Source organism: Citrobacter sp. MGH106 (assembly GCF_001037495.1).
Lineage (GTDB): Bacteria > Pseudomonadota > Gammaproteobacteria > Enterobacterales > Enterobacteriaceae > Citrobacter > Citrobacter murliniae.
Genome location: NZ_KQ089822.1, coordinates 1,604,955 through 1,617,953, shown reverse-complemented (window position 1 = coordinate 1,617,953; position 12,999 = coordinate 1,604,955). Strand labels below are relative to the sequence as shown.

The window sequence follows — 12,999 nt, the reverse complement described above, 5'->3', positions numbered from 1 at the left end:
GAATTATCGTTACGCATTGAGTGAGGGTATGCCATGTCAACGATTATTATGGATCTATGCAGTTACACCCGGTTAGGGTTGACCGGGTATCTGGTAAGTCGGGGGGTGAGGAAAAGGGAAATCAACGATATTTCAACCGTTGACGAACTCCGCATCGCCTGCGAATCACTGCACCCTGCTGTGGTGTTTATTAATGAGGACTGTTTCATCCACGATCCAGATAACAGTCAGCAAATAAAGCAAATCATTAATCAACATCCCAGTACATTATTTATTGTGTTTATGGCAATTGCCAACGTACATTTTGATGAGTATCTCTTAGTAAGAAAAAATTTATTGATTAGTTCTAAATCGATTAAGCCCGATTCACTGGATGAACTTCTTGGCGATATTCTGAAAAAGGAAGTCGATATTGTCGTTGATGTAAAACTGCCGACATTATCATTAAGTCGCACCGAATCCAGTATGCTACGTATGTGGATGGCGGGTCAGGGAACAATTCAGATTTCCGATCAAATGAATATCAAGGCAAAGACGGTGTCATCCCATAAGGGGAATATAAAAAGGAAGATTAAGACGCATAATAAGCAGGTTATCTATCACGTCGTTCGACTCACCGATAACGTCACCAACGGGATCTTTGTGAATATGCGGTAAAACGTTCTGACTGGTGGATATTCCACCAGTCAGAATAAACCCGAAAGACTTACATCACTCCAGTTTTTCCACAAAGATACCATCCTGATGTCCTGACTCATTAAAGAACCAGATACCGAGCGGGTAGTCTTCCAGCGAAACCAGGTACATTGTGCCTTCACTAAACTCTTCGATTGCCAGTACCACGCCCGGTCGACGAGGTCCGCCGTCCGTTTTGACTGTAACCCGATCATTCACCTTCATAGTTTTCCTCCTGTGGCTTTGTGCCAGTGTAGAACAAATTCCTTTTTCTGGCAGCGCCTGGCGCGTGTGATTGCGGGTTTTCTCGACGGTCTATACTTAAGTAGCGTGCATCAGAGGTTTTGCGGCGCGCGCCCGATATCCGTAACGGTTGAGAGGTATGAGGATGAAAACCGCGAAAGAGTACAGCGATACGGCCAAACGCGAAGTCGGCGTCGATGTGGACGCTTTGCTGAAGGCAATCAACGAAATCTGCGAGAGCGAAATTCACCGAAGCCACGATGACCCGGAACGCGTTAGCGTTGACGGTCGTGATTACCACACATGGCATGAACTGGCTGAAGCGTTCGAGCTTGATATCCATGATTTCAGCGTGTCTGAGATCAATCGCTGACTATGGGCGAAAAAAATCCCGGCCCTTATCGGGTCGGGATCAAGCTTGCTTATGCAAGAAGCACTTGAAAATTCGTTACACCAGGAAATCTGATGTGTTGGCAACCTTATCTGCAATTTTTTTGTCTGACAAGTAAATAATTCTCACTAAAATGATAAATATAACTAATGATTGAGATATCACCGGGTTACGTTTGAGCGATATATTCAGATTTCCTGGCTAAGCGGTCTTCGTTCACCGGACACCAGTTCATCTTCGCGGAACGCCTCCCGCTTGACGCCAAAGCCGTCGTACCAGCGACACTCCACCATACCGCTGGCATACCCGGTAACGATCATACGTGGGCCGCCCTCTTTCGCGGTAACTTCCTCACTGACAGAAAAGACCATACCTGCCCCCTGTATCAAGAGAAACCTTTTCACCTTAGACGACAAAGAGCAGTTTTGCATAATCAGCCACTGGACATTTAGTGCGAAACACCGCGCAATTTTGCCACCATTTTCACCAACAGCACCACGATACCGCCAATGATGAAACCGAGGACGAGGTTAAGCAGGGTCGGAAGCATCAGCGCGATAAATACGCTTTGCTGCTGCGAAAAATGTTCAATCGCATGATGTAACGGCGCAATGCCGTGCACCACAATTCCGCCCCCCACCAGAAACATCGCCAGAGTACCGACTACGGACAACGTTTTCATAAGCCAGGGCGCGACTACCAGCAACCCTTTACCTGTCAACTGCGCGAGGGTACTGGTCTTTTCTACCAGCCAGTATCCGATGTCATCAAGCTTGACGATAATGCCAACCAGGCCGTACACGCCAATAGTCACCGCTAAGGCGATACCAGAAAGTACCAGCACCTGATTCAGCAAAGGTGCATCCGCCACAATACCTAAAGTAATCGCGACAATCTCAGCAGATAAAATAAAGTCGGTACGCACGGCCCCTTTGATTTTATCTTTCTCAAAGGTCAGTGGATCCTGCGCCGCAAGGGTGGCAAGACGTTGCTGACGTTCCACAGGGGTTTCCTGGTGCTTGCGGGCTTCCAGAGTATGAAGGACTTTCTCCACTCCTTCGAAGCAGAGAAACGCCCCGCCAATCATAAGTAACGGCGTGATAGCCCAGGGTATGAAAGCACTGATCAACAACGCCAACGGCACGAGGATAACTTTGTTGACGAAAGATCCTTTTGCCACGCTCCATACAACCGGAAGCTCGCGGTTAGCGCGTACCCCCGACACTTGCTGCGCATTGAGCGACAGGTCGTCCCCCAACACTCCCGCTGTTTTTTTCGCGGCCAGTTTTCCCATCATGGAGATATCGTCGAGAAGCGTGGCGATATCATCAAGTAAAGTGAGTAAGCTACTTCCTGCCAAAATTTTTACCCTCAATATTATTTTTTTGCAGTCGTAAGTATGAAGTAAAACACGTAATGCTGAAACCGGCCTTTCTGGTCAACAATTATTTAACAACAGCGGACAATTATAAATCTCGCCAGCAAGATAGTTTTGACGTTTACTATGTTGCACCTTTTTATTTCCACCGTGAGGGATTATGCGTTTCAGGCAATTGTTACCACTTTTCAGTGCGCTGTTCGCGCTGTATATCATTTGGGGTTCCACGTACTTCGTTATCCGTATCGGTGTTGAAAGCTGGCCGCCGTTGATGATGGCTGGCGTGCGTTTTCTCTCTGCGGGAATTCTATTAACTGCGTTTTTACTTATTCGCGGTCATAAGCTGCCGCCTTTACGCCCGCTCCTTAATGCCGCGCTGATCGGTATTCTGCTGCTGGCAGTGGGTAATGGTCTGGTTACCGTCGCAGAACACCAAAATGTCCCTTCCGGCATCGCTGCCGTGGTAGTCGCCACGGTTCCACTGTTTACTCTTTGCTTTAGTTATTTTTTTGGTATCAAAACGCGCAAACTGGAATGGGTGGGGATTGCTATCGGACTGGCAGGGATCATCATGCTCAACAGCGGGGGAAATCTGAGTGGCAATCCGTGGGGGGCCGTGTTAATTCTAATCGGCTCGATGAGCTGGGCATTTGGCTCCGTATACGGCTCACGCATAACCTTACCCGTCGGCATGATGGCTGGTGCGATTGAAATGTTAGCTGCGGGTATTGTGCTAATGTGCGCATCGCTTCTCAGCGGAGAAAAATTAACCACTATGCCATCACTTTCCGGCTTTATGGCGGTGGCTTACCTGGCCCTGTTTGGCTCTATCATCGCCATCAACGCTTATATGTACCTTATCCGCAATGTTAGCCCAGCCCTGGCGACCAGTTACGCTTACGTCAATCCAGTGGTGGCTGTGTTGCTAGGAACAGGTCTGGGCGGTGAAAGCCTGGCGCTCATCGAGTGGTTGGCTCTGGGCGTGATAGTTTTCGCGGTAATACTGGTGACACTGGGTAAATACCTTTTTCCCGCCAGGGCCGACGTTGTCGCGGCTCCATCGGAAAAGTCCTTACAGTAAATGAATGCCAAGAGTGTCAATCTGCGCGGTGGAGCCACCGCCGCAGATCCACTCAATAACGCGTTCCGACAGTGCCTCATCCGCGAGTTTTTTTCGTCCCCGTAACGCGCATTCCCAGACAATCAGTACACGCCAGCCAAGCGCCTGTAGCTTTTCTCGATCCCGTCCGTCACGCTCGACATTCTTGCTTATTTTATCCAGCCAGAAGGCTGTTCGGGTGGCTGGCGTCTTAAACAAATAACAGTTGTGGTGATGCCAGAAACAGCCATGGGTGAAAATCACGCACTGATAGTCATCCACGACAAAATCAGGGCGACCCGGTAACGCAGCATCCTGAACGCGAAAAGTGACACCCTGCTCTGTCAACACGCTGGCCAGTCTTTTTTCAATAGCCGTATCGCGGGTGGCGATTGCCCGCATATTTTTACTGCGTGTTGCTTTATCGTGAACGTCTGCCATGCAGATTCTCTTTTTCCCGCATCACAACGGCCTGTTTGATTTTTGGCTCCAGCAGTCTGGCAACCGCTGCGAATGCAGGGACGACCACCGAGTTACCAAACTGACGATAGGCCTGGGTATCTGACACCGGAATTCGGAACTGATATCCCTGAGGTGATTCAAATCCCATCAGACGCGCGCACTCTCTGGGCGTTAGTCTGCGTGGACGGTGCAACTGATTCTTGGGATCGTCGAAATCTTTTTCCCCCAGCGCCATGTCCCAGCCACGATCAATCAGGATTTCCGCCCCGTCTTTGTAATAGCGTGCAGATAGTGTGCGCGTCACGGTATCCGGGTTGTCGGGATACACCATGCCGTAACCAAATCCATTTCCGCGCGCCTGATGCTTTTTCGCATAACGATAGAGATATTTCCACAGCACTGGCGTCAGTACATATTTCGCATCAACCGTCGGCTCAAGTAGTTCCGCCAGTGTAAGACGTCGCTGCGGGTAGCGGGTAACAATATTGCGCAGCGTAAAGTCTGTTTTCAAATTCAGACAGCGTCGAAAACCAACGAGCACAATACGTTCGCGATGCTGGGGCAAAAAATGTTTTCCATCGATGATTTTGGGATCATCCGGTCCGTTATCCGCCGCATCCGCTACGTCATAACCCAGTTCATCCAGCGTCTGCATAATGATACGAAACGTTTTTCCCTGGTCATGGCTCTTCAAGTTTTTGACATTTTCGAGCACAAATATAGCCGGACGTCGCGCATCAATAATTCGGACGACATCAAAAAATAGCGTGCCTTGTGTATCGCAGGCAAAACCGTGAGCACGACCTAACGCATTTTTCTTTGATACGCCAGCCAGAGAGAACGGCTGACAAGGAAAACCCGCCAGCAGCACATCATGCTCAGGAACATGCTGGCGAATATGTTCTGCTGCCTGTTGATCACTCACCCCTTCATGGTGACTGAGCGTGATATCGCGAATATCTTCATTAAAGTAATGTTGATTTGGATCGCAATAGTTGTTCGCTTTGTAAGTTCGTACCGCATGCTTGTTCCACTCGCTGGTAAAAACACACTGTCCGCCTATTGCTTCAAAACCTCGGCGAATGCCACCAATTCCGGCAAAAAGATCGATAAAACGAAAAGCATAATGTGGATGATGCGCGGGCGGCGTGGGAAGCAAAGTCTTCAGATGAGCAAGTTCATTATCGCTAAGGCGATGCCATGTCTCATTCGCAACTACGCGCTTAAAGATTGCCGGGCTCCAGTGATTCTCGCCAATCCCATTAAGATGAGCGACCAGCGTTTTTACGTCGTAGATCTCAAGTAACTTCACCAAAATCGCCTGCGCGGCGGTCCCGGTATCATCTGTCATCAGGTTCATGGTGCCTGCTACTGAAAATTTTTCCTGCATACGTTTAACCGGCCGAAATGGATGGTCGACAGGTTAACATAAAATAGAGGTGTTGACGTTTTGACTGTTATGTCTACTGATTTGATGTAAAGGGTTGAATAGCAGCGAGATCCAGCATTTCATATTCCCCTTTCAGCTCTGCGCTTAATTTCGCCATATAGGTCAGCAAAAAGTCAGCATTATGTTGTGCCAGATGTCGTCCTTGCTCAGTTTGCATCGTCATCGGTAACGTCAGCAATTTGGTCTGAAAATGGTCAAGCGCATATTGCTTATCGTCTGGAGTCCGGTGTCGGGCAAAAGGATCTTCCGCGTCAAACAATGCTACGCCCAATGCGCCCGAAACAGCAAACACACGTGCTAAACCGATGGCCCCTAAAGCTTCAAGTCTGTCAGCATCCTGGACAATTTTAGCTTCAATAGTCTCAGGCGTGATTTTTGCGCTAAAGCTGTGCGCTTCAATGGCGTGACTCACCGCTGGTAAATGGTCTTCAGGAAAATCAGGAAAATCTTGAACCAACACACGGCGCGTCTCCTGTGCGGCCAACACTGACGAACGATGACGGTCAGGATGGTTTTTCGACAAGCTGACAAGATCATGGAAATAGCAGGCTGTCAGAACCACCAACCAGTCAATCTCTGCACCATTACCCAGCTTTTGCGACGTCATCCACACGCGTCGAAAATGAAAAATGTCATGCGCAGCATCTTGTCCCAAGTGATTTTTGCGTAACCACGCTTCAAACTGCGACTGCCAGTATTGTAAATCCACGTTAACGCTCTCAGCAGAAAGAAAACTACCTTAACAATAAAAGTCATCACAGACCACATACAGTTGTGTTCTTTATAAGAAGTAATTACTACATAGCATCAAAGAATGAATACAACCAAGTTTACAATATGACATGGCAACAATATGCGATTAAAGAAATCATTCCTTACGCACATAATATATAAAATCACCATGATTAAAATATACCCATAACATCATGAAAACATACATTTAAATATTTAATAAAACAATAAGGCACATATTAAATAATTATCAAAAAACCAAATGGAAACATATTGAAATATTTAAAATATATTTGTTACATGTTATCTTTTAAATCAATCGAACTTAATAGAATAGTATCTAAATGTAGTTACTGGATAGAGCTACATATTCTTATCAATTATTATTAAAGGAAATATATAATGAAAAGAAAAGTTTTGGCATTACTTCTTCCTGCGTTATTAGCTGCCGGCGCAGCAAATGCTGCTGAAATCTATAATAAGAATGGCAATAAACTCGACGTGTACGGCAAAGTTGATGGTCTGCGTTATTTTTCTAATGATGCAGGCAGTGACGGTGATCAGACCTATGCGCGTCTTGGCTTTAAAGGTGAAACCCAGATCAACGATATGATGACGGGCTACGGTCAGTGGGAATACCACATTCAGGCCAACGGCCCCGAAAGCGATCACGGTGATTCCTGGACTCGTCTGGCCTTTGCCGGTTTAGGCTTCGGTCAGAATGGTACCTTCGACTATGGTCGTAATTACGGTGTAGTCTACGACGTTGAAGCGTGGACCGATATGCTGCCAGAGTTTGGTGGTGATACCTACGCCCAGACCGATGTTTACATGACAGGGCGTACCAACGGCGTTGCAACCTACCGTAACAATGGCTTCTTTGGTCAGGTTGATGGTCTGAACTTTGCGCTGCAATATCAGGGTAATAATGAAGGGCACAGCGCAAATCAGGAAGGTTCTGGTAATGGCAATAGTCGTAAACTGGCTAAACAAAATGGCGATGGTTATGGCATGTCCACCTCTTATGACTTTGACTTCGGTTTAAGCATGGGTGCTGCCTATTCCAGTTCAGATCGTACAAATGATCAGGTTGCAAAAAGCAACCGCAATGACAAATCCAGCATTACTGCGGGCGGCGATACAGCTGACGCATGGACTGTTGGTACTAAATACGATGCGAATGATGTTTACCTGGCGGCAATGTATGCTGAAACTCGCAATATGACCTCATATGGCAACAGTGACGGTATCGCGAATAAAACGCAGAACTTTGAAATCACAGCCCAGTATCAGTTTGACTTTGGTCTGCGCCCTTCCGTTTCCTACCTGTTGTCTAAAGGTAAGGACTTAGGTGGTCAGGGCGTTTATAATAACCGAGGTATCGCTCAGTACACCGACAAAGATCTGGTGAAATATGTCGACGTCGGTGCGACTTACTACTTCAACAAAAATATGTCCACCTACGTTGATTATAAAATCAACCTGCTGGATGAAGACGATCAGTTCTACGCCGATAACGGGATCGCGACTGACGACATCGTTGCAGTTGGTTTAGTCTATCAGTTCTAATCTGCTCATTAATACGCAAGCCCGCTTTATATAAAGCGGGCTATTTTATTTATGCTGACCCGTCCTGAATGACGTTTTTAAATTGCGAGGAAGTATCAGGTATTTCCTCGCCGAAAGTACTCAGTTAACGTCCACCCAAATTCGATTAAAATCTGGCCATCCCTGGGGAAATACAGTTACGTCGCAGATCCCCTTGCTTGCCCGCACTTCAAACTTCAGGGTGAATAGCGGAGACACGCAGCCAGTCCTGATCAGTAAGCGCATTATCCTGCGTATACGCTCAGGATAGCGTGCTTCATCCCGTCCAAGGCGAATCAGGAGCTGACTAAGCCTGCTATAAAATGTCGGTGGCGTGAATTGCCGGATCATAACCGAATGACAGAAGCGAGTTTCTGGTGCGAACCACCATGGGGTTTGAAAGCGCAGATCCGACACACCTATATCGCAGTCATCCCATTTTTCAGGCAGGAACCACAAATTGGCATCAATGGGGCGTATCGTCAGTTTACATCCCCAGTAACGCATCTGACGCTGAAGATTTTTCATCAATGCTTCCGTCTCAGGCGCCCAAAAGTAGCCGAGCGTCACCGCTGGCGGCAGCAAAACGACTTCCGCATTCTCAGACAATGCAGGTACTGACCATTGCTCACTGACAGGTGATACATTCTCACGCCCAATAAGCGATCTCAGAGCAACGCCAGCCAGTGCCTGAATAAAACGTTGCTGCGATGGGTTCAGACTCCCACTGCGATTATTAAATGCAAGGTAGACAAAACCAGCATCATCTTTCGGGAGATACTGAAACGTCGCTCCCTCCGGCTCCTCATCCGGGTGTAGCAGGACCACTGCGGTCCACTGCCTGCCAGGCAAACGGGCCTCAATACTGTACTCGATGGTCTGTATCCGCGGTTTCGTACCGTGATAACAATAAGATGCCTCAAGCTGCAATTGATGATCGTTATGCACCCGGATCGCGAAAGGCCCTAACCCCGTTTCCCCCGACTGCGGGTGAGCAAGCCGGTGTACCGGATCGGCCAATCGGTATGCCAGCATCGCATCAGGTCGGGACAGTGACAAAATCAGGGTATCTATACCGCGGTCTTTTTCCAGCTCGACGGAAGTCACATGAGAAAATGCAGGACGAGCAAGGTGAATCTGCAACGACTGTAACAACTGGTCGGCATGAACAGGCTCCCCATTGTGCCAGGTCAGACCTTGTCGTAAAGGAAATCGCCAGGTCTGTAAATTCTGGCTTTTTTTTGCAGCCATCGCCACGTCCGGCACTGCAACACCTTGATCGTTGATGGAAGTCAGTCCGGCATGAACCATATTCAACAGATGGCGTTCAACCCTCCCGGTATGGTCAGAGGGCACAATGGCATCAATTGGACGGTAGAAACGAATACACACACGGTTACTGCTAACATCCTCTGGGGGAGAACTTTCATATTCTGAATCTAACGTCGCGCTCACTTCGAGGAAAATTTTCTCTTTTTCCTGCATAGAGACATCTTTCACACGGCAGTGTAAACGCCCCCTGGCTCCCTGGCCACGCTGTCCGGTCCAAGATAGCCACTGACGTGCCATCATCGACTGGAGTAACACCCGAGTATAGCGACGGCAGCATCCCAGTTCTTCAGCAATTTCCTGTAGCGTCACCGCCGCGGCAGTCGTCTGCCAGCGAGCAACTAATCGTTGATAGTGAGATTCCAGACGGGATGTCTTGGGGGTGTATTTTCTATCCCGATTCATTACTGACATCATCCATTCCTTTATTTTTACAACCTTTCCTGATACCGCGAGTGGTGCAGAATATTTTCAGTTAATAGAGCATAGAAAAACAATCAGTGTTATGCCCCCAAAAAAACTTAAATAGAGGTATAACACCACTTATTCTCGCAGGGTTTATTCAGTCACTTTCAGTCGTATGCGTGGTTTTTCGTCCCTGTCAGATTTTGCTGTAAAAAAAGGCGTGATGCACTGACGGTTATTCATGCCCATTTTAGGCAGAGTACTGGCGATAGCTGTTGCAGGTGAAACTGTTGCCTTAAGCCTGCGAGTTGGCTCATAACGCTTCCACCACAGAATAAAATCCATCAGCTCGACATTGTTGCTCAAGCTAAATTTGCGCATGAGACTGTGTTTCTGTGAACTTACCGTCTTCGGACTTAGAGCCAGCCTGTCCACCAACTCTGATAACGACGTTCCCTGGCTTAAATAGTCGATAACTCGTTCCTCAGATTTAGTTAATAGCAACGGACGACAGGCATGACAACTAACCTCTTTCGTCTGAAACCGGCGATGCCAGGCCAGTATTATCTGACGCCGAATTTCCGCAAGAGTATCTGTTCTGTGCAGAAACACACAGTTATGCTGACACGGAAGAATTGTGTTCTGCGAAATCTCTCCGCGTGCCGAGCTGATGACAATCAGCAGGCTGCACTGCTTACGTAATCTGTATTCAGGGCGACACATTGCCTGCACACCTGCAGCACAATGATCAACATAGATATCCGCAACACGGATGGAGGAATTGCCAGGCGCCCCAGTCATTCGGGACAATGAAATCCCCATTCCATGGGTAAAAATATCTTCCAGTAAAGACAACATTCCCTGGCTGTAAATCTGGTTATCATCATTAAATGCTACCAGTAATGTTGAAGATTTAAATTTCATTCATGTATTCCTGCTGCTCACTTGTGAAGCTTTGGTTTATCGCCCGGTTAAATATTTGGCAATAACCGAAGACGACATCAATTCGTAATAATGACTGAAATATACGATCGTTAATCACTCATATTTTTTACGATATATTTAGCTAGCTGTTAATAGCAGCCAAATGAATCTCCCCTCTGTGATATATATTGTGTATAAATGCGGATTCTAAATCACTAACAGAAAAAATGACTCATGTTGTATTTTTGGCAACACCCAGCGACATAAAAAAACCAAGCCCCCAGGACATACAGATAAATATACATCAACGTTACCAGTGTGATGCTTCACAAGCTGGAAAAGAACACTAAAACATCATAACGGACGAATTTGAAAATCATCCACTTAAAAAAACGAATCAAATTATTAGTGATTTCCTCTTGCAATTTACAAAAAATAATTTCAATTCAAATAATCACAACCGCCAGTCAGATAGAGAACCTAAAAAATATTATACCTAATAATAAGTTACTATAAAATAATGCGACGGCCGTAAAAGTTATTTTTGCAGTTAAACACTCCGCGCAAACAAAAAAAACACAATTTAATTCGTTCGTAATCAAACTAATCCCATTAAAGCAGTGTAAAACTCTATACAAGCACAAAAACGCACCCAATAAAAAACAACATGCAACATAATAGCAACCAAAACAAAACCATGCAGCCACAACAAATAATAAAAATTCACTTTACCAGTAATTGAGACCTAAAAATTTCCAGCGCAAATCTATAACAGGTGCTCTTATTTTTTGTGCACGGAATTATCAAACCTGGCGTAAAAAACATTAAAGGGAACGGGCTTGCTAAATAGATACCCTTGCCCAAGAGCAACCCCCATCTGCTGGAGTTTCTCCTGTTGTTTTTTATTTTCAATACCTTCAGCAACCAAAGGAATCTGTACCAGTTGAGAGAGATGAACAATGTTGCTGACGATGGACTCTTCAACGCCTCCTCTGCCCAGTGAATCAATAAACATCTTATCTATTTTCAGATATTGAGGAGAAATTCTCTGCAACGCCGCATGGTTTGAATAACCAGTACCAAAATCATCCAGAGCCAGCGATGCACCTGCGTCTTTCAATCGGTTAAGTACATTTTCCTGGATTAGATTCAGCTGCCTTTCAGTGATTTCCAGCATCACACCGATATCAATCAGACTCATGCGTTGAATAAATCGAATACAGGCGTCTGTAAATTTATTGCACTCCAGGGATTCAGGCGGGATGTTAATACCGATATGAAACGATGTCTCTCTGCGATTACCTATTTGTTGCATATCCACTTCTACCCGCTCCAGTAAACTGAGCGTCATTGCATTAATCAGCCCATTTTTTTCCGCATCATGAATAAACTCATTAGGTGGAACAATCCCCCGCTCCGGATGGTTCCATCGGGCAAGAACTTCAGCTCCTACAATTTTTCCGGACATGAGTTCTACGACAGGTTGATAATATGGAATAAATTCGTCGTTATCGATCGCCCGTGCAAGCGTTTCAATCGATGACAATCGCTGTATATGACGCAGGTGAACACATGATTTTATCAACAGAATCAAAAATAAAATAATGATATAGCGATTATCTTGTAAATAATCACCGACCTGTCGATTGGATTTATCCACAATCCAGAAAGGATAATTATGTGAAGCCACCCGGGTCATAGATTTGCTATCGGGGTGCAGTAAGAACAACGCATCTATTTTTTTATCATGGGAAAATTTTTGTAAAATATTATCGATGACTGCCTTATAGACCGCAACCGCAACCACTTGCCCCGCAGCAGGGAAATAAACCATATACATATCCGTCTTTTGACGATGAACCAACTCAATCATCAAAGAGTGAGTGGTTGTACCTGACGAATGAATTCCCAGCGATTCCCTGCCTTCAAGAGATGAGCAAGTCCATTCGCCGTTTTCGATAATATTGAGTGAGCGGATGCTGTCTTCTGATGCCGTCAGACGGTTCAGTGTTCGCAACAATTCGTCCGTACAGGCTTCGTGGATATGTGTACTGGCAAGTGCTGCCAGTGTCCGTGCGCCATTAAAAACACGATTAATTTCTTCTACCAGATTACCTACTGCGTGTTCCCTGATGAGTTCTTCCTCTTTATTCCATTGCAGCCATGAGGCCAGCATTCCGGTCAGAAGAAAAATCAACACCATCACTGTGGGCGCAGCTTTCTTGGTTATAGACATAATTAACTCGTATTATCGGACAAAGCACCCACCGGGGTGCTTCCGGTATAGTTAAGAAATTCAGGCGAAAGTCTTACATGCTGCATCA

13 protein-coding genes are annotated in these 12,999 nt (G+C 46.2%); 4 read left to right on the top strand and 9 right to left on the bottom strand.

The genetic code is table 11. The features are described 5' to 3' along the window. Positions 1-33: 33 nt before the first annotated feature. Complete coding sequence (gene rcsA / locus SK36_RS07610) at positions 34-657, top strand: transcriptional regulator RcsA (RefSeq protein ID WP_045444355.1); 624 nt, start codon at positions 34-36, stop codon at positions 655-657. 54 nt (positions 658-711) lie between these two features. Here the strand turns inward: rcsA and dsrB are convergent, their stop codons facing one another. Then, positions 712-900 (bottom strand): protein DsrB, encoded by a 189-nt coding sequence (gene dsrB / locus SK36_RS07605; protein ID WP_045444358.1) that lies wholly within the window; start codon positions 898-900, stop codon positions 712-714. Positions 901-1,063: 163 nt separating this feature from the next. On the opposite strand from dsrB, the gene yodD reads away from it, so the two are divergent. Further along, a complete protein-coding gene (gene yodD, locus SK36_RS07600) occupies positions 1,064-1,291 on the top strand; it encodes a YodD family peroxide/acid resistance protein (RefSeq protein WP_045444359.1) in 228 nt (75 codons plus the stop codon). A 206-nt stretch (positions 1,292-1,497) separates the two neighbouring features. Here the strand turns inward: yodD and SK36_RS07595 are convergent, their stop codons facing one another. Then, on the bottom strand, positions 1,498-1,680 hold the full coding sequence (locus SK36_RS07595; protein WP_045444360.1) for a YodC family protein: 183 nt from the start codon (positions 1,678-1,680) through the stop codon (positions 1,498-1,500). A gap of 77 nt (positions 1,681-1,757) precedes the next feature. Then, on the bottom strand, positions 1,758-2,669 hold the full coding sequence (locus tag SK36_RS07590; protein WP_048221221.1) for a DUF808 domain-containing protein: 912 nt from the start codon (positions 2,667-2,669) through the stop codon (positions 1,758-1,760). Positions 2,670-2,847: 178 nt separating this feature from the next. On the opposite strand from SK36_RS07590, the gene yedA reads away from it, so the two are divergent. Next, positions 2,848-3,768, top strand: coding sequence for a drug/metabolite exporter YedA (yedA, locus tag SK36_RS07585; protein ID WP_048221220.1), 921 nt, complete (start codon positions 2,848-2,850; stop codon positions 3,766-3,768). Here yedA and SK36_RS07580 read toward each other — a convergent pair. The 3 genes from SK36_RS07580 to SK36_RS07570 all read right to left on the bottom strand — a co-directional run bounded on the left by SK36_RS07580 (position 3,760) and on the right by SK36_RS07570 (position 6,407). Continuing rightward, on the bottom strand, positions 3,760-4,227 hold the full coding sequence (locus SK36_RS07580; protein WP_048221219.1) for a very short patch repair endonuclease: 468 nt from the start codon (positions 4,225-4,227) through the stop codon (positions 3,760-3,762). The genes yedA and SK36_RS07580 overlap by 9 nt on opposite strands. Further along, positions 4,208-5,638, bottom strand: a complete 1,431-nt coding sequence (locus SK36_RS07575) for a DNA cytosine methyltransferase (protein WP_048221218.1) — start codon at positions 5,636-5,638, stop codon at positions 4,208-4,210. The genes SK36_RS07580 and SK36_RS07575 overlap by 20 nt, the downstream gene beginning before the upstream one ends. A 73-nt stretch (positions 5,639-5,711) precedes the next feature. After that, positions 5,712-6,407 (bottom strand): phosphohydrolase, encoded by a 696-nt coding sequence (locus SK36_RS07570; protein ID WP_045444368.1) that lies wholly within the window; start codon positions 6,405-6,407, stop codon positions 5,712-5,714. A 425-nt stretch (positions 6,408-6,832) separates the two neighbouring features. On the opposite strand from SK36_RS07570, the gene ompC reads away from it, so the two are divergent. Continuing rightward, entirely contained in the window at positions 6,833-7,999 is a 1,167-nt protein-coding gene (gene ompC / locus SK36_RS07565) for a porin OmpC (RefSeq protein WP_048221217.1), read from the top strand. Between the two features lie 120 nt (positions 8,000-8,119). Here the strand turns inward: ompC and SK36_RS07560 are convergent, their stop codons facing one another. The 3 genes from SK36_RS07560 to SK36_RS07550 form a co-directional block, all read right to left on the bottom strand. Further along, positions 8,120-9,751 (bottom strand): SgrR family transcriptional regulator, encoded by a 1,632-nt coding sequence (locus SK36_RS07560; protein ID WP_167493954.1) that lies wholly within the window; start codon positions 9,749-9,751, stop codon positions 8,120-8,122. A 153-nt stretch (positions 9,752-9,904) separates the two neighbouring features. Further along, a complete protein-coding gene (locus tag SK36_RS07555; protein ID WP_048221214.1) occupies positions 9,905-10,675 on the bottom strand; it encodes a response regulator transcription factor in 771 nt (256 codons plus the stop codon). Positions 10,676-11,456: 781 nt separating this feature from the next. Beyond that, positions 11,457-12,911 (bottom strand): EAL domain-containing protein, encoded by a 1,455-nt coding sequence (locus SK36_RS07550; RefSeq protein WP_082138867.1) that lies wholly within the window; start codon positions 12,909-12,911, stop codon positions 11,457-11,459. Positions 12,912-12,999 lie beyond the last annotated feature (88 nt).